Genomic DNA, 16,992 nt, shown 5'->3' on the forward strand with positions numbered 1-16,992 from the left:
GGTTTTGTAATAAGTTATGTGATTCATATCACATAATTCTGTATTATTTGCGCAAAAAACGGCGCAGCAATTGTTACAGCGGGTACAGACAACAGCCCAACCTACCAACTCACGATGAATCATTGCACTACCACACGCAAGCCGGCAGCCGCTTATCCAAACTGCGGCTCCGCAGCCATTCGCCAACCGCGCTTGTTGGTTGCGGCCGGCTTAGTGGTCGCGGCGACTTCCGATGCTGCGGCACAGTCTTTGGATCAACAGATTCGCGCACTGTTGGCAAAAGACGGCAACCAGCGCGGCTGTGCCCAGTTGGTCGGCGATTCGCCGCGTCAAGCCGGTAGCGTGCAGCCCTCGAATTTCGGGCCGCAATTGGCCAGCCTCTGCGGCAGTATTCCGGCAGGCAATCCGCCGCCGGTAGGCGGAGCGCCGGGCGGCGGCGCGGCGAACAATTCCGCGGCCGGCGCGGCCTTTTCCGCCCTCGGCCAGGCCGACCAGGTCGTGAAAAAGCGGCGCGGGCATGCCGATTCCGACTTAGGAACTGCAAAGGGCGGCGGTTCCGGCGACTGGGCGTTGTTGCCCGGTTTGAATCTGTTCTTCAACGCCGATTACCGCGAATTGGACCGGCGCCAAACCGAATTGGAGCGGGGCTATGCCTCCAACGAAGCCGGCTTCAGCCTGGGTATCGATGCCATGCCGGTCGATTGGGCCGTGGCCGGATTGGCCGTCAACTATTCGCATTGGCACGGCGACCAGTTCAACGGCGGCGGTTTCGATACCGATTCCTACGGCCCGACCTTGTTCGCTTCGTTGTTTCCTTGGCAAGGCTTTTTCGCCGATTTGTCGTTTCAATACCTGCGCAAAGACGGCAGTAACGCCAATCGCCGCGACTACCTGCGCGAAGACAACACCAATTTCGGCGGCGCTATCAGCGGCACGCCCGGCGCCGACCAATTCGAAGGCAATCTGTCCACCGGTTACGATTTCACGTTAGGCGGTTTGACGTTGGGGCCGCGCGGCACGCTCCGCTACCGGCACGCGGCAATGGACGCCTACAGCGAGCAGGGCAGCTCCGGCCTGGAGCTGCGTTATCTGGCGGACCGCTTGACTTCGGTACAATCCAGCGTCGGCGCCCAGGCGTCTTACGCCATCAGCACCTCGTGGGGGGTATTGGTGCCGCAGGTCAACGCCGATTGGACTCACGAATACGACAACGGTCAGCGCACGGTTTACGTGCAATTCGCGCAAGACTACCGAGCGCTGCCGACCACGTTCGGCTTTCAAACCGACCGGCCCGACCGGGATTTTTTCCATGTCGGCGGCGGCCTGGTGGCGGTGATGGCCGACGGTTGGCAGGCTTACGCCAATTTCGAGGCTTTGTTGGGCCACGCTTATTTCGACAATTACATCGGCACTATCGGCGTCCGCTTGGGGTTGTAAGCAAACGCGGCAGAGGCTTTGTAACAGGCGGCAAGCTTGCCTAATTTTGACCGGGGGGAGAGAACGGTGGCACAGAAAATTATTGCAGTGGCGCTGAATCAAGACGGCACGATAGCCGCGTATGCCGGCAGAGCGGCGACGTGGCAGGTCTATGCCGCCGACGAATCCGGCGCGGAATTGGTCTGGACGCTGGATTTGACCGAATTCGGCAGTCTGCACGAATGGCACGTGCGCGGCGATGGTAACCGCCACCCGCTGCACTATGGATGCGGCGGCGTGATTCGCCGCTTGGCCGAGCGTAATACCGAACTGGTCACCACCAGCGAAACCTGGCCGCAACAAGTCATAGCGACCGATCTGGCCGGAAAACTCGCCGCAGGTCTACCGCACGACGAACAGCAATGCCTGAAAGGCCATCATTGACCCGCCGGTAGTCGCAGCTACGGAAATGTAGGCTTGTCGCCGCGTGGCGATCAGGTCGCTTATTCAGCGTTGCCGTGGCCTCGGTTGGCGGTATTTCTCGGTCCCGGAAACCCCAATCCTGCAAGAGCATGGTAGCCAACTCCGATGCGCCAGACTCGACAGTGGCAGTTAAGCTATCCCGCTCCGGCGTGGTTCGGATAATACACTTGCCTCCAGTACTGTTTTATTAATTAAAACAATAAATTGAATATATCGCGTATTGTAGATTTTTAATGCGCCGATATAGTGAAAGCGTGTTTTCGTTGCGACCGGCAAACGGTCTGGGAGGCCAAATGAAAATCGCTAATGCAGGAAATTTCGGTTTAACGATCGCAGCGCTAGCACTGGCCGGCTTGGCAGGGGTGCTGCCGATCGATTTCGTGGTGCCGGCGGTATTATTCGCGTCATTGGTGCGCGGTAGCGTCGCATTAATCGAAAAAGCCATCGACGGCGCCGGTCACGCCAAGGAACTCGACCGGCACTGATTCAAATACGGTTCCGCTGGGCGAACCGCCGTTTCTAAGCGGTTCGCCGAATACGTTGGGCTTTTTTTGTCAGGGTAGGGCAAATTCAACCCCGTGAACTGCGTTCGAGGCCGCTGGTTGGCCGTTTAGGACACGACCGTTCCGGTTCGGAGCTCGAACGTCGGTGCAAAAATAACCGGTTCGCTGTTGTTGACCGTTTTAGCGCTTGCAAGCGCGGACAATGTGCCCCCGATGAGTTCAGGGCGGCAAAACGCCTGTGTTTTTCCGGTTTTAGATCATGCAAAAGCGTTTTGAAGTCAGCTGCGAGCAGTAGTGCTCTGCGTTCTGCTTCATTGCTGTTTTGGGTTCTAAGGCTTTGGATGATTTCGCGAGATTTGACCAATTCGCGAAGTTTGGCGGGAACACTAAGACGAAAATAAAAGACGTCTTATCAGATAGGGGACTTTTGCCATAATGGCAGCCTCTTCGTAGCAAAACGCTGTTTTTTGAGGCTATAAACGAAAAAAGCCTTTGAAAAATCAAAGGCTTTTTTGAAATATGGCGGAGAGCTAGGGATTCGAACCCCAGGAGGGGTATAAGCCCTCAACGGTTTTCAAGACCGCCGCTTTCGACCGCTCAGCCAGCTCTCCAATAGCCGTGTATTATTTCAGAAAGTTTTTCCGGAATCTAGTATTTTTTTACGCTTGATTCGGGCGATCTGAAGGTATGCGTACTCCTGTTTTTTCTAAGTATTTGTTAGTTATTGCAAAATCAGCCAGAATGCTGGCGCGGATGTGTGTCGATATCGGCTACGATGTCGTGGCAATCGATTGTTATGCTGATGCCGACACCCGGCAAGTGGCTAGGCAGGTCTTTAAAGTCGAATCGTTAGACTGGGCTGATGTTAGCCCAGCGCTGCTGGCGGTTCGGCAATCCGGTACCGTCTACGGCATTCTGTACGGCAGCGGCCTCGAAGCTTTTCCGGAAACGCTGCAGTATCTGCAATTTCACTCGCGCCTCTTCGGAAATTCCGCGGAGGTTTTTCGGAAAGTTCAGGATAAGCCCTATTTTTTCGGGTTGATGGCGGAACTAGGCGTCGCGCATCCGCCGGTAAGCTTTGTTGCGTCGTATCCCGGTGACGGCTGGATTTTCAAGCCCTGCCGCAGCGAAGGTGGTGTGGGTATAGGCCGCGACAGGGCTGCGGCCGGCGTCGATGGATACTGGCAGCGTTTTGTCGACGGCCAAGCAATGTCGGTTTTGTTTATGTCGTTTGTCGATCGAGTCGAGGTGATCGGATTCAACCGCCAATGGTGTGCCGCACCTGGCCCCGCAGGCCATTTCCTGTTCGGCGGCATAGCCAGCCATGCCGAGCTACCGGCGGCTGTCCGCAGCCAACTTACCGATGCGGTCAACAAACTTTCGGCAGCTTACCAATTACGTGGACTGAACACGCTGGATTTTATGGCCGCCGCCAGTGGCGCGTACGTATTGGAAATTAACCCGCGTATTTCGGCCAGTGCCCAGCTCTATGGTCGCGAGTTGTTGCTAAGGCATTTGGCGGCGTTTGGCGGGACGGAAGTTTCCGTTACGAAAATCTCCAGAGAGCCGGTGGCGTATCAGATTGTTTATGCTGCAAAAAACCTGGAAATCGATGCGGATGTGGATTGGCCGGATTGGGTCGTGGATCGGCCGGTCGCGGGCTCGATTGTTGGCGTGGGCCAGCCGATATGCAGTATTATTGCCGGCGGAAAAAATTCACGGCAGGTCGCCGAGCAGTTGCTGCAACGGCAGGCCATCGTTCAAACCCTTTTGAAATTAGGTTGTTAAATTCATGCAATATCAGGCGAGCGTCAACAAACTTTCACAACCCTTGGTGCAGGAGCTGTTGGATAACGCTGACAAATTAAGGTTGGGCGTCGAGAAACTCGACAACGGCTGTACCATCATCGACGCTGGCATTAAAGTACCCGGCGGTTTGGAAGCGGGCCGCATCATTACCGAAATCTGCATGGGCGGCATGGGTACTGCGACCATCTCGCAAAGTAATTATACCGAGAGTTGGCCGCTGACCATCAATGTTCATGCCACCAACCCGGTGTTGTCGTGCCTGGGTAGTCAATACGCCGGCTGGAGCCTGTCGCACGGCAAATATTATGCATTGGGTTCCGGCCCGGCGCGAGCGATGGCGACCAAGCTTAAGGACGGTGCTGTTGAGCCGGTGGAAGAGTTGTACAAAGAGTTAGAGTACCGCGATAGTGCGGAACGGACCGTATTGGTCATCGAGAACGATGCCGTGCCGCCGGTGGAAATCGTCGAGAAAGTCGCGGCCGCTTGCGGCGTGGCCCCGGATAAGCTGACCATCATAGTTACGCCGACCAGCAGTTTGGCCGGCGGCGTGCAAGTCGTAGGACGGGTTTTGGAAGTGGCGATGCATAAAGCGCACGCCTTGCATTTTCCGTTGGAAAACATCGTCGACGGTTCCGGCAGCGCGCCGATTTGTCCGCCGCATCCCAATTTCGTCAAGGCGATGGGCCGGACCAACGATGCGATTTTGTTTGCCGGGCAGGTGCATTTGTTCGTCAAAGGCGACGACGCGGCCGCCGAGAAACTGGCCAAGGAATTGCCGAGTTCAACTTCCAAAGACTACGGCAAGCCGTTTGCCGATATCTTCAAAGCTTACGAATACGATTTCTTCAAAATCGATGCGATGCTGTTCAGCCCGGCCGTGGTCATCGTCACTGCCGTAGAATCCGGAAAAAGTTTTCGGGCCGGCAAGCTGGACAATACATTGCTGAATCAATCGTTCGGCGCCTAAACGTCTTCGACTTTCCCTCGCGGCGGCGGGTATTGCTTGGCAAAACCCGCCGCCGCGCCGCTAATTTTTTGCTTATTTTCCATTGCGCCGAATTGTAATATTTACCGACGACCCGGGCTGGCACGGCAAGCAGTTGTGCTTGGCTTTTGCCGCGCGCGGTTTCACAGCCGAATACGCTTCGCTGACCGGTTGCCGCTTACAACTGGATAATTACGATCTGCCGGTATTGGTTCCCGGTTTCGAGGATCGTTTGCCGGCCGCGGCTTTTGTTCGCGGCGTGCCGGGCGGATCGCTGGAAGAAGTGGTGTTTTATCTGGATGTACTGCACACGCTGAAACTGCTCGGTGTACCGGTATACAACGACGCCGGCGCTATCGAGCGTAGCGTAGACAAAGGTATGACCAGTTTCTTGTTGCAGCGGGCCGGTTTAGCGACGGCTGCAACCTGGGTATTACGAGACCGCGAGCAAGCTTTGGCAATCGCAGAACGCGAGTTGCAGCAGGGCAATTATTTGATCAGCAAGCCGTTGTTCGGCTCGCAAGGCGAAGGCATTCGCCGGATCGAAAAGTCCACCGATTTGTTATGGCTGACCGGTAGCCGCGGCATTTACTATCTGCAACGCTTTATCGAATGCGATGGCGACGGCTATTCCGACGTTCGTGTATTCGTCGTGAACGGCAAAGCGGTAGCTGCGATGCGGCGGCGCGGGATTTCCTGGCTAAACAACGTTGCCCGCGGCGCCAGTTGCGAGGCTATCGCCATGGAGGCCGAATTGGTCGAGTTGGCCGTGGCGGCCGCCGACGCCTTGCGCATGGACTATGCCGGCGTCGATTTGATCAAAGATCGGCATGGCAATTACCGAATCATCGAAGTCAACAGCGTTCCGGCTTGGAAGGGCTTGCAAGGGGTTTGCCAGGCCAATGTCGCTCAGTGGTTGGTGGCCGACCTATTGCAGCGTTATTTGGGCGAGTTATGCTGAAGCGGCAGCAGTTGATCGAGGCTTATCGCCAAGCCTGCGAAATCGAATTGCAGGCATTCAAACCGGGCAATGTCAGTATTTACAGTCCGGCCCACGACATGACGGTCGAGGATTTCCGGCTCAGTGCGCAGGTCAGCAGCGAACCCATTACCGATCCCGAATTCGGTTTGGGCGAAAAAATTTATTACGCCGTCAAAGCGACTAGAGAAGCGGTCGGGTGCAATACCAATCTCGGCATCGTGCTGCTGTGCGCACCGTTGCTTCACGCCGCAGCGAATGCGCGGCCGGGCGAGTCCTGGCGTCAGGCTCTCGATCGGGTTTTGGAGACCACTACCCAGCAGGATGCCGAATGGGTATTCGAGGCCATTGTTTTGGCCGCGCCGGCCGGGCTCGGCGAGTCCGAGCAACACGACGTTCAGCAAAAAGCCGCGGTCACTTTAACCGAAGCGATGCGTTTTGCCGCGGACAAAGACCGGATTGCCTTGCAATACGCAAACCATTTTAAAGACATTTTTGATTTTGCAGTTTTACGATATAATCGTGCTTTCGTTTTGTCTGGCGATTCTGGTTGGGCGGCGCTAGCGGTTTTTGCTGCGATGTTGGCCCGCTACTCCGATAGCCATATCGAACGGAAGTATGGAAAGCGGTATTCAGAGTGGATCAGGGTGGAGATGGAATCGCTCGATCGGGCGATGCAGCTCACCGTTGAGCCTGAAGAGCTTTTTCCGGTGCTTTACGGACTGGACAAAGCTTTTAAGGCACAAAGAATCAATCCGGGTACGACAGCTGATATGACTGTAGCGACAGTACTGGTGGTGCTTCTGGAACAGCTTATCGGCCAACAACAGGCCGGTGAGTTATAGAGGGAACTTCGAAGAAACTATATTTTGGGACATTATTGTGTCTATTTTTTGGTTCAATCTTATCTTTAGGGGATAAATTTAAAATGGCAAAAATTACAAACATGCGCGTAGGCGAATCTTTGGTTGGTGACGGCAACGAAATTGCCCATATCGACCTGATCTTGGGCCCACGTGGTTCAGCGGCGGAAACCGCGTTTGCAAATGCTTTGACCAACAACAAAGACGGTTTCTCTACTCTGTTGGCTGTGGTTGCACCTAACCTGTTGGTTAAACCGGCTACCATCCTGTTCAACAAAGTAACCATCAAAGGTTCAAAACAAGCCGTTCAAATGTTCGGACCAGCGCAACGCGCTGTTGCTCAAGCAGTTGCCGATTCCGTTGAAGACGGCACCATTCCTGCCGACGAAGCTGACGACTTGTTCGTTTCCGTGGGTGTTTTCATCCACTGGTTGGCTGAAGACGACGCGAAAATCGAAGAATTCAACTACAAAGCAACCAAAGAAGCTATCGCTCGCGCTGTAGCCGGCACTCCAACTGCTAAAGAAGTATTGGCTGCCAGAAAAGACGCTAAACACCCGTTCGCTGCTAACAAAGTTTAATTTTTTAGTATCGAAGGCTGTACAAAATACCCCGGCTAGCCGGGGTATTTTTTTGCCTAAAATTTGCTTAACGCCGATGCGCCGATGTTGCCGTTGTGCAAGGCGCTGGCTACCAACACGCCGGACAGGCCGGCGGTTGCCAGCCGCTGCAAATCGGCGATGTTGCGCACGCCGCCGGCGGCAATCCACCGGGTATGCGGACTGCGACCGCGAAGCGAAGCGAGTCCGGCGAAGTCCGGGCCGCGGCCGGCACCAACCATGTCCAGCGTCATGGCGATGACGGTATCCGGCCAGTATTGCGGCAGTTCCAGCCAAGCCGGATTACCTAAAGCCCGATTGTTTTTAAAATCCAGCGATAGTATCGCCGCCGAATCGCTTAAATCGTATGGTTCTGAACCGGTCTCGGTGCCGATAACCGTCTTCAGATTATCCGGCTGGTCCCGGCTCGAGTTCGGGTAGCGCAACCCGCTATCGACCCAAAAATCGAGGGCCGGATAGCGGCGGACTAACGGTTCGATGATATGCCGGTGGCTGCCGTCGCGCTCGATCGCATTCAAATCGGCGATGTAAAACGCCGAAAACGGATGCAACGCCAACAAGGCGGAAACCACCGCTTCGATCGAACTGTCGCTAACGATGCGGGAGTGCAGGTCTATCGGCAGGTAACGGCTGCGGTCCCCGCCGCTGGCGTGAACCACCCGGCCGTCCTTTAAATCAATGACTGGAATAATTTGCATGGAGTGAGCGGGTGAAACAACTGACCATTCTGGTATTCGAATATATAAGCGGCGGCGGTATGGCCGGCGAGGCTTTACCTGCATCCTTGCTGGCCGAAGGCCGGATGATGTTACAGGCTTTGTTGGGCGAACTGAAGCGGATTCCGCAACTGCGGTTACGGGTCCTCTTGGACCAACGCTGCGATTTAGCTATCGATTCGGAGCATGCCGAGTTGGTCCGAATCGGTGCCGGCCAGGATATCATGGCTCTGCTGCCTGAGCTGTTGGCGCAAGCCGACCTGTTTTGGCCGATCGCCCCGGAAACCGGCGGCATCTTGAGCCGGTTGGCGCAAATGGCGCAGGCCGCCGGTATCGAAACCTTGTTATCGGACGTAGCGACGCTGGCGCTGTGCGGCGACAAGTTGGCGACCTACCGCCATCTTACCGCGCACGCGATCCCGGCGGTGGAGACCTACCCGGCCGAGAAATGTCCGGATTTTCCTGGGCGGACGGTGGTAAAAATCCGGGATGGCGCCGGTTGCCAGGATACTCGGGTAGTGGCAGCGGGCGCTTTGCCGGCCGCGGTTGCGGATTTGGATCAGCCGGAACACTATGTGGTCCAGCCGTTCGTGGCGGGCCGAGCGATCAGCCTGTCGGCCTTATTCAAAAACGGCAAGGGTTATTTCTTGACCTGTAATCAGCAACAAATCGTTTTGGCGGGGCAGCGATTCAGTTTGCACGGATGCTTGGTCAACATTCACCAACAGCGCGAAGCCGATTATCGCCATCTGGTCGGCCGGATTGCTGAGGCCTTGCCGGGCTTATGGGGCTACGCCGGTATCGATCTAATCGAAACCGGCGAATCTGCCGCGTTGGTGCTGGAAATCAATCCGCGCCTGACCAGCTCCTATGTCGGCATCGGCCAGGCCACCGGCATCAATGTCGCCGAGCAGGTGTTACGGCTCAGGCAGGGCGAGCCGATAGCGGTTCCGTCCCGGCAACAATGCGTGGAGGTAACCATATGAAGCACACGGCAGCTTATCCGATTGCCGGTTGGGATGTTGGCGGCGCCCACCTGAAGCTGGCGCTATTGAATGCCGCCGGCGACATCGTCAGCGTCGGTCAGGCGGCGTGCCCGCTGTGGAAGGGCATCGATTACTTGCATCGCGCGATAGCCGAACTAACCGCCAACCTGGATTTGAGCGCCTGCCGGCATGCGTTGACCATGACCGGCGAACTGGTCGATTGTTTTACCAGCCGGGAGCAGGGCGTCGCGGCGATTATCGACGCGATGTGTCGCCATTACGGCGCTGACCGGATCGATGTCTTCGCCGGTTTGCGCGGTTTTTTAGCGGCCGGGCGGGTGGCTGCGGCGGATTGTATGGACATCGCCTCCGCCAATTGGTTGGCCAGCGTGATGCTGGCGGCCCAACGCATACCGGATGCGTTGTTCGTCGATATCGGCAGCACCACGACCGATTTATTGTTGATCGAGCAATCCCAGCCCTGCGTAGCAGGCTATACCGATTACCAGCGCCTGGTGTCCGGTGAGCTGGTCTATACCGGCGTGGTTAGAACGCCGGTAATGGCGATTACTCAACAGGCCGAGTTCAATGGCCGGCACATGGGTTTAATGGCCGAACTGTTCGCCACAACGGCCGATGTCTATCGGCTGACCGGTGACTTGAACGACGCCCACGATCAGGCCGATACCGCCGACGGTGCGGAAAAAACGGCGCTTGCCAGCGCCCGGCGTTTGTCCCGTTTGACCGGTTACGAATTTGACGCTGCCGATTGGCCGCTGTGGCTGGCATTTGCTGCCCACCTTAAACAATGCCAGCAGCAACAACTTGTCGAGGCTTGCCGAAGGCGGCTGCAAGCCGCGGCGCGGCCGCAACGCTGCATCATGCTCGGTGCCGGTGTCGGCCGCTTCCTGGTCAAACAGATCGCCGCCGAGTTAGGCTTGATTTACCGGGATTTCGCCGATTTACTGCCGACGGCAGGCGGGGGCGGCCAGATCGATGCCGGCGATTGTGCGCCGGCCGCCGCAGTGGCCTATCTGGCCGGCCGGTTTGGTTAAAGCCGGCGGCTGGTATAAAATCTGACGGTGTTCAATCACGTCCTTGCCGGCCAAGCCGGCCCTGCATCCCCGTTTAATGCTTCTAGCCAAACCCACTAAACATCCGCTGCCGTATTTTCCGGACAGCGCGCAATTATTCGCTCCGATTGCCCATCTGCCGTGGGCGGTGTTCCTGGATAGCGCGCAACCCCATAGCCGCCAGGACCGTTACGATATTCTGGCTTACGCGCCGGTCGCCACCTTGCAAACCTACGGCAACACCACCCGGATCGAGCGCGACGGCCGGGTCGTCGAGAGCGGCGCCGATCCGTTCGAGTTGTTGAAGCAACACTTGGGCGCAAGCTTGCCGGCCATCGAAGGCTTGCCGTTTTGCGGCGGTGCGATCGGCTATTTCGGCTACGATCTGGCGCGGCGCATCGAAAAATTGCCGGCGATTGCCGAAGATGCCGAGCAAATCGCCGAAATGGCCGTCGGCATTTACCGCTGGGCCGTGGTGGTCGATCATCAGCAACAACAAAGCTGGCTGGTCGGATACGATCTGGCGGATGCGCTGCAGCAGCGCCTGGTTGCCGAATTCAGCCAACTAGCGCCGCCGGCGCCGGCCGAAGCTTTTCGAGTGTTGCAGGCGCCGGCCGCCAACATGGACAAGCACGGATACGCGGCGGCATTCGGCAAAATCAAAAATTATTTGAAAGAAGGCGATTGTTACCAGATCAATCTGACGCAGCGTTTCAGCAGTGCCTGCACCGGCGACCCCTGGCAAGCTTACGCGGTGTTGCGGCGGATCAATGCCGCTCCGTTCAGCGCCTATCTAAATCTGCCGGACGTGCAGGTATTGAGTTCGTCGCCCGAACGATTTTTGAAAGTGACCGACGGTGCGGTCGAGACCAAGCCGATCAAAGGTACTCGCCCGCGCCGGGCCGATCCGGAACAGGACCAGGCTCAGATCGAGGATTTGGTGGCCAGCGCCAAGGATAGGGCGGAAAACGTCATGATCGTCGATTTGTTGCGCAACGACTTGGGCAAGTGTTGCCGCAAAGGTTCGGTGTGGGTGCCGAATTTGTTTGCGGTGGAAAGCTACGCCACCGTGCACCATTTGGTCAGTACCGTCACCGGCCAGTTGGCGGCCGGCCAGCATGCGTTGGATTTGTTGCGCAGTTGTTTTCCGGGCGGCTCGATTACCGGTGCGCCGAAAATCCGGGCCATGGAAATCATCGAGGAATTGGAGCCGCACCGGCGCGGCATCTATTGCGGCGCGATCGGTTACGTCGGCTTCGACGGCAATATGGACACCAACATCGCGATCCGGACGCTGGTGCACAACCGCGGCAGCATCCGCTTTTGGGCCGGCGGCGGCATCGTCAACGATTCGGTGCTGGACGCGGAATACCAGGAATGCTTCGATAAAGCGGCGGCACTGTTGCAGGTGTTGGCGCAATTCGGGACATGATTCGCGTCGTCAAACTGGGCGGCAGTTTGTTGGAAACCGCCGCGTTGCCGCTGTGTTTGGCGGCCGCGATGCGATTGCCGGGACTGACTGTGATCGTGCCCGGCGGCGGCCCGTTTGCCGATCAGGTGCGGACGGCGCAGCGCCGATATCGTTTCGGCGAGGTTGCCGCACACCGTATGGCGCTGCTGGCCATGCAGCAAATGGCCGAATTGATGCGCGGACTGTGTCCCGAACTGGAAATCGTATCCGGTGCCGAATCGGTGGCAGCCGCAGCGGTTTCCGCCAAAACGCTGGTTTGGGTGCCGCAAATCGCCGAATTGGACGCGGCCGGGATTCCGGCTAGTTGGGATATCACCTCGGATAGTCTGGCCGCTTGGCTGGCCGGGCGCATCGCCGCCGACGCGTTGGTCGTGGTCAAGTCGGCGCCGATTACCGCCGGCACCGCTTGGCCGGAATTGCAGCGGCAGGGCATCCTCGACCCGGCTTTTGCCCGCTTCGCTAACGCCGCATTCTTTAAGATTACCGTAGTCAATAAAGACGAATTCCCGTTTCGCCATGATTAGTTTCCTGAAAGCCATTCTGAACCGGCGCTTGCGCAAAGCCTATTACCAGAGCCGGGAATCCCTGCTCGGCCACCACAAACGCGACATCGTCGTGATGCAGGTCGACCAGGCTTGCCACAGTCTGAAAGACAGCCGCGACCAATTCGTCGAAGCGTTGGATAAATTCAAAACCCTGGTGCACTTGCCGGAGAGCTCGTTGGAACAACGCTACCAGCAATTGAAGCGGCGCTACGATTTATGCCGCAGTAAAGCCGACGCCGTCAGCCAGAAGATACAAGCGGTGGAGGAGGTCAGCGAGGCCTTGTTCGCCGAATGGGAAACGGAACTGGATTTATACAGCAACCGGGCATTACGGGCCCGCAGCCAGCAACAGTTGAAAAAATCCCGCCAGCAATATGCCCGTTTACTCAAGGCGCTGCAAACCGCGGAAAACCGCATGGTGCCGGTGTTGGCGGCGTTTCAGGACCAGGTTTTGTTTCTGAAGCACAACCTCAATGCCCACGCCATCGCGGCGTTGCGGCACGAGTTTGTCGAGATTGGCGTGGATATTTCGAAGTTGATCGAGGTGATGGAGAAAACCATTACCGAGGCCAGCCAGTTTGTTGCGGTCCTCGCGGACCAGAAGCAACTGCCGGCCCCGGTGGCCGTGCGCAAATAATTACATCGCGTGCATTTTGTAATCGACCCGCGCCGGCGGATTCTTGTCACGGGCGTCCGGCGTTTTCTTGCGGTTCTGGTCGATGCGTTCTTGCGAATATTGGGTAATCATTTGGTCCCAAGAGGTGTACTGGGAGTACTCTTTATTGCCGGAAGCCTTACGTTTGGCGAACAACTCCTTACCGGTTTCTATCAACTGCTCGGGAGTTTTGCCGTCGATCGCGTCCAGGAACTCCTGGTTACTGCGGATCTCGTCGCGCAAGGTCCAGAACGACACTTCGAACTCGATGCGCTGGTCCAGCGGCAATTTCTCCTTGATGTGGCTGATCGACCTATTGACGGTTTTCATGCTGCTGCCGTTGATCTGGTTGCTTTTGTTGCAACCGGCCATCACCGAACACAGCAATAAAACCAATACCGTTGACGCTTTTTTCATACTGCAGCCCCCCAGTGGCTAAATAAACAAACCCGATTTTTTGTATTTATAATGGTTGTAATGCGGGTCACCCAACAAACCAAATTACTCGGTAATTAAAAACACAAGCTTACCACATGCTGGAATTTATCCAACTTCTCAAACAGCGTTACGAAATTGTGCTACAGCAGTTGGACCGAAAAAATTCCCGCTTTACGGAATACCAGCAACGCATAGAACAACTACTTCACGCCGAGGCGTTTATCCGCAAGGGCCAATTGCTGCAAAACCAGCCGGCCTTGCCGTTGCAGATTGCCGTGATCGGTCCGACTCAAGCCGGCAAAAGCTCGGTAGTCAATCTGCTATTGAACAGCGCGAGCGCCGGGGTCAGCCCGCTGGCCGGCTATACTGTGCATGCCCAGGGTTTTTGCCATCGGGTACCGATTGAAGATTGCGCCGGCCTGCAGCAGTATTTCGGCCGCTTCCAGCAGTTGCAACGCGATGGGTTGCGGCCGGGACGCTACGATTGCTATTCGCTGAGCCCGGCCGCAGCCGATTCCGGCCTGCTGCCGGACTGCGTGTTGTGGGATACCCCGGATTTCGATTCGATCGATTCGGCCGATTACCGGGAAGGTGTGGTGCGTACGATAGCTTTGGCCGATGCCGTGATTTTGGTGGTCAGCAAGGAAAAATACGCCGACCAATCGGTGTGGGACTTGATGAAATTTATCGAAGCCTACCGCCAGCCGACCCTGGTTTGCGTCAACAAACTCAGCGAAGGCAGCGAGGCCGTGATTCTGGATTCGTTGCGCGACAAATGGCGGCAAACCCGCAGCGACCCGCCGCCGCCGATGGTGGCGCTGCTGTTCCAGAAAGCGCCGGCGCAACCGCAATGGCCGGTTCAGGCCTCTCGGCTTGTCGCCGAATTGGCGAAAAAAGCGCAGCGCAGCAAGCATGCCGACAAGCAGCAACAGCTTATCGGCCGTTACTGGCTGCCGTGGCTGGAGCCGGTGTTCAGCGAACACCATGCTCAACGTCATTGGCAAACCCTGGTCGACCAATGCCTGGCCGATGCCTTGCGCGACTACCGGCGCGACTACCTGAACCATCCCCACCATTACGAAACCTTCCAGAATGCGTTGTTGAATCTGCTGACGCTATTGGAAATTCCCGGCCTGGCGCGGATATTAGGTAAAACCCGGCGAGCGATGACCTGGCCGTTTCGCAAGATGATGGATTGGAGCAACGCCAAATCCGCCGCCAATCCCAGTCATGAACTGGCGGTATTGCAGCAGTTGGGCGAGCACTTGTTGATTCAGCTTGCCGACCGGGTGTTGGAGAAAACCGAAACCGAACCGGCGGACAGTTATTGGTGGCGGGAAAACGCGATGGCTTTGCGCCAGCGCCGCGGCGAAATTCTGTTGGCCTACCAACGCGCCGTCGACAGCTACCACCAGGATTTCCAGCAGGATGTCGAAGCGGCCGCGCAACGCCTGTACCGTAAATTACAGGACCAGCCGTTGGTTCTGAACAGCCTGCGCGCGACCAGAGCCACCACCGACGCCGGGGCGATGCTGCTGGCGATTCAGGCCGGCGGCATCGGTGTACAAGATCTGGTGATTACGCCGTTGATCTTGACCATCACGTCGTTGCTGGCGGAAAGCGCTATCGGCAGTTACATGCACCGGGTCGAAGCCGAATTGAAACAGCACCAATTCGCCACCGTGAACAACGCCTTGTTCGACGGCTGTCTGAAACAGCGCTTGTACCAATTGCCGCTGGCCGTACACAGCCAGACCCGCTTCAACATTTCCGAACAACAATGCCACGCCGCGGAACTGGCTTTGAAAGAGAAGAAACATGGCTTACGCATACTCTGAGCTGTTGGCCGCAGCCCAACAATGGGCGGCAAGTGCCGCTGCGGCAGGCCGGTTGAGCGCCGAGCAGGCTGCATTGTTGCAGAATCTGGAGCCGGCCGCAGCCGGTGCGCTATTTAATGCCGAGGCCTGCCGGGACGGCGCGCCTTTGATCGTTGCTTTCATGGGCGGTACCGGCGTCGGCAAAAGCAGTTTGTTAAACCGGCTGGCCGGCCAAGCCATCGCCAGAGCCGGCATCGAACGGCCGACCTCGCGCGAAGTCACGCTGTACCACCATAGCAGCCTGGGTGTCGATAAATTGCCGGAGGGTTTGCCGCTGGACAGCATCAAAATCAGCCGGCACAACGACGAGCGCAACAGCCATATCGTCTGGATCGACATGCCGGATTTCGATAGCGTCGAACTCGGCAACCAGCGCCTGGTGCTGGAATGGCTGCCGCATATCGACGTGCTGTTGTACGTGGTCAGCCCGGAGCGTTACCGCGACAACAAAGCGTGGCAGTTGCTGCTGGCGGAAGGCGCCAAACACGCCTGGCTGTTCGTCATGAACCAATGGGACCGCGGTCTGCCGGTGCAATACGACGACTTCAGGCAGCAACTGGCCAAGGCCGGTTTCGCCGATCCGTTGATTTTCCGCACCAGTTGCAGCGAACCGCACGGCGACGAGTTCGGCCTGTTGCTGGAGCAATTGCGGCAATTGTCCGGCCGGCATAACGTGGCCCAGTTGGAACGCCGCAATCGGCAACTGCGTCGGCGGCGCTTGCAACAAACTCTGCAACACCTGGCTACCGAACTCGGCGGCCGCGATTTTCAGGCGTTACAGGCCAACCTCGACGCGCAGTGGCAGCAAGCCGAAACCCAATTGCAAACCGGTTTGGCCTGGGCCATGCAACAACTGGCCAAATTCTGGGCCGATAACTTGGGCGATAAGGCCGAGATTGCGCTGTGGGACGCTTGGGCGCAAAACCGGCTGGACGACATGCTCGACGAACTGGTGCTGCAGGCGGCGCAAGCCGGATTGCCGACCAAGCCGTTGAAGGCCGCTCTGCAAAGCATTCGCGAGCAGGCCGGCAAGACCTTGGCCGCACAGACCGAACTGGCCGGGCGCCAGGCGATGTTGCATCCCGGTAACGGCACGCAACGTTTCCTCTTGAAATTGACCGCAGCCGCCGAAACCGTGCTGCCGCTGGCGGCGATGGGTGCGGTCGGCTACCAGGTTTTTTCCGGCTACTACCACAGCACAGCCGAGCACAGCGCCTATCTCGGTACCGACTTTGCCGTGCACAGCGTACTGTTGATCGGCTTGAGCTGGCTGATCCCGTTTTTCCTGCATAAAAAAATCCAGCCGTCGTTGTACAAGGCTGGATTGAAAGGTTTGCGCCAAGGCTTGCAACACGCTTTGGCCGCGGTGTTCGCAGAGATAAAGCAAGTATTGGTCTCGGAACAGCAGCGTAACGAAGAGTTGTGCGCCGAGTTACAGGCGCTGGTCGCGCGTTGCGCGGCGGAGCCGGAAACGGCGATCGACAAGCAGAGCTTGTTGGGCAGGGTATTGTTGGCCGATGCCGGCTGACGGGATTAACACCGCCGCCGCATCGAATCCGTTATCGCGGCTCAA

Annotated in this window: 17 protein-coding genes, 1 tRNA gene and 1 pseudogene; 15 read left to right on the forward strand and 4 right to left on the reverse strand. The window is 57.2% G+C overall.

The genetic code is table 11. The annotated features are described in order from the left end of the window. Positions 1 to 114 precede the first annotated feature (114 nt). The 3 genes from VXJ35_RS09205 (at position 115) to VXJ35_RS09215 (ending at position 2,384) form a co-directional block, all read left to right on the forward strand. The gene (locus VXJ35_RS09205) at positions 115 to 1,437 is read left to right on the forward strand and encodes an autotransporter outer membrane beta-barrel domain-containing protein (RefSeq protein WP_064021309.1); all 1,323 of its coding nucleotides are present in this window, start codon (positions 115 to 117) and stop codon (positions 1,435 to 1,437) included. Positions 1,438 to 1,503: 66 nt separating this feature from the next. Next, positions 1,504 to 1,860 carry a hypothetical protein gene (locus VXJ35_RS09210; protein ID WP_064021310.1) on the forward strand — a complete coding sequence of 119 codons (357 nt, stop codon included), beginning with the start codon at positions 1,504 to 1,506 and terminating at the stop codon, positions 1,858 to 1,860. 332 nt (positions 1,861 to 2,192) lie between these two features. Beyond that, positions 2,193 to 2,384 (forward strand): hypothetical protein, encoded by a 192-nt coding sequence (locus VXJ35_RS09215; RefSeq protein ID WP_064021311.1) that lies wholly within the window; start codon positions 2,193 to 2,195, stop codon positions 2,382 to 2,384. A gap of 85 nt (positions 2,385 to 2,469) precedes the next feature. Here the strand turns inward: VXJ35_RS09215 and VXJ35_RS09220 are convergent. Together VXJ35_RS09220 and VXJ35_RS09225 are read right to left on the reverse strand one after the other, a co-directional pair. After that, a pseudogene (locus tag VXJ35_RS09220) lies at positions 2,470 to 2,796 on the reverse strand (DUF6538 domain-containing protein); the annotation flags it as partial. Positions 2,797 to 2,922: 126 nt separating this feature from the next. Continuing rightward, positions 2,923 to 3,013 (reverse strand) — tRNA-Ser (locus VXJ35_RS09225). A gap of 76 nt (positions 3,014 to 3,089) precedes the next feature. Here VXJ35_RS09225 and VXJ35_RS09230 point away from each other — a divergent pair. The 5 genes from VXJ35_RS09230 to fae all read left to right on the forward strand — a co-directional run bounded on the left by VXJ35_RS09230 (position 3,090) and on the right by fae (position 7,619). Beyond that, positions 3,090 to 4,190, forward strand: coding sequence for an ATP-grasp domain-containing protein (locus VXJ35_RS09230; protein WP_082880859.1), 1,101 nt, complete (start codon positions 3,090 to 3,092; stop codon positions 4,188 to 4,190). A 4-nt stretch (positions 4,191 to 4,194) separates the two neighbouring features. Further along, positions 4,195 to 5,178: a methenyltetrahydromethanopterin cyclohydrolase gene (mch, locus tag VXJ35_RS09235; protein ID WP_064021313.1), complete on the forward strand. Its 984-nt coding sequence runs from the start codon at positions 4,195 to 4,197 to the stop codon at positions 5,176 to 5,178. A gap of 82 nt (positions 5,179 to 5,260) precedes the next feature. Then, the gene (locus tag VXJ35_RS09240; protein ID WP_064021314.1) at positions 5,261 to 6,157 is read left to right on the forward strand and encodes a RimK family alpha-L-glutamate ligase; all 897 of its coding nucleotides are present in this window, start codon (positions 5,261 to 5,263) and stop codon (positions 6,155 to 6,157) included. Further along, entirely contained in the window at positions 6,151 to 7,020 is an 870-nt protein-coding gene (locus tag VXJ35_RS09245; RefSeq protein ID WP_064021315.1) for a triphosphoribosyl-dephospho-CoA synthase, read from the forward strand. Before VXJ35_RS09240 ends, VXJ35_RS09245 begins: the two co-directional genes overlap by 7 nt. Positions 7,021 to 7,103: 83 nt before the next feature. After that, entirely contained in the window at positions 7,104 to 7,619 is a 516-nt protein-coding gene (gene fae, locus VXJ35_RS09250; RefSeq protein WP_054759134.1) for a formaldehyde-activating enzyme, read from the forward strand. 56 nt (positions 7,620 to 7,675) lie between these two features. Here fae and VXJ35_RS09255 read toward each other — a convergent pair whose 3' ends face one another. Continuing rightward, positions 7,676 to 8,356, reverse strand: coding sequence for a HisA/HisF-related TIM barrel protein (locus VXJ35_RS09255; RefSeq protein WP_064021316.1), 681 nt, complete (start codon positions 8,354 to 8,356; stop codon positions 7,676 to 7,678). Positions 8,357 to 8,367: 11 nt separating this feature from the next. Here VXJ35_RS09255 and VXJ35_RS09260 point away from each other — a divergent pair, with 11 nt between their 5' ends. The 5 genes from VXJ35_RS09260 (at position 8,368) to VXJ35_RS09280 (ending at position 13,086) form a co-directional block, all read left to right on the forward strand. Next, positions 8,368 to 9,360 (forward strand): ATP-grasp domain-containing protein, encoded by a 993-nt coding sequence (locus VXJ35_RS09260; protein ID WP_082880860.1) that lies wholly within the window; start codon positions 8,368 to 8,370, stop codon positions 9,358 to 9,360. Beyond that, complete coding sequence (locus VXJ35_RS09265) at positions 9,357 to 10,415, forward strand: hydantoinase/oxoprolinase family protein (protein WP_064021317.1); 1,059 nt, start codon at positions 9,357 to 9,359, stop codon at positions 10,413 to 10,415. The genes VXJ35_RS09260 and VXJ35_RS09265 overlap by 4 nt, the downstream gene beginning before the upstream one ends. A 76-nt stretch (positions 10,416 to 10,491) precedes the next feature. Continuing rightward, the gene (gene pabB / locus VXJ35_RS09270) at positions 10,492 to 11,865 is read left to right on the forward strand and encodes an aminodeoxychorismate synthase component I (RefSeq protein WP_064023442.1); all 1,374 of its coding nucleotides are present in this window, start codon (positions 10,492 to 10,494) and stop codon (positions 11,863 to 11,865) included. Continuing rightward, complete coding sequence (locus tag VXJ35_RS09275) at positions 11,862 to 12,428, forward strand: uridylate kinase (protein ID WP_064021318.1); 567 nt, start codon at positions 11,862 to 11,864, stop codon at positions 12,426 to 12,428. Before pabB ends, VXJ35_RS09275 begins: the two co-directional genes overlap by 4 nt. After that, positions 12,421 to 13,086 carry a DUF2959 domain-containing protein gene (locus VXJ35_RS09280; RefSeq protein ID WP_064021319.1) on the forward strand — a complete coding sequence of 222 codons (666 nt, stop codon included), beginning with the start codon at positions 12,421 to 12,423 and terminating at the stop codon, positions 13,084 to 13,086. Before VXJ35_RS09275 ends, VXJ35_RS09280 begins: the two co-directional genes overlap by 8 nt. Here the strand turns inward: VXJ35_RS09280 and VXJ35_RS09285 are convergent, their stop codons facing one another. Further along, entirely contained in the window at positions 13,087 to 13,521 is a 435-nt protein-coding gene (locus tag VXJ35_RS09285) for a DUF6694 family lipoprotein (protein WP_064021320.1), read from the reverse strand. Between the two features lie 116 nt (positions 13,522 to 13,637). Between VXJ35_RS09285 and VXJ35_RS09290 the strand changes: the two genes are divergently transcribed. Together VXJ35_RS09290 and VXJ35_RS09295 are read left to right on the forward strand one after the other, a co-directional pair. Beyond that, a complete protein-coding gene (locus tag VXJ35_RS09290; protein ID WP_064021321.1) occupies positions 13,638 to 15,380 on the forward strand; it encodes a GTPase domain-containing protein in 1,743 nt (580 codons plus the stop codon). After that, positions 15,361 to 16,947, forward strand: a complete 1,587-nt coding sequence (locus VXJ35_RS09295) for a GTPase domain-containing protein (protein ID WP_064021322.1) — start codon at positions 15,361 to 15,363, stop codon at positions 16,945 to 16,947. The genes VXJ35_RS09290 and VXJ35_RS09295 overlap by 20 nt, the downstream gene beginning before the upstream one ends. Positions 16,948 to 16,992 lie beyond the last annotated feature (45 nt).

The organism is Methylomonas sp. DH-1, from assembly GCF_046097555.1.
Classification (GTDB): domain Bacteria; phylum Pseudomonadota; class Gammaproteobacteria; order Methylococcales; family Methylomonadaceae; genus Methylomonas; species Methylomonas koyamae.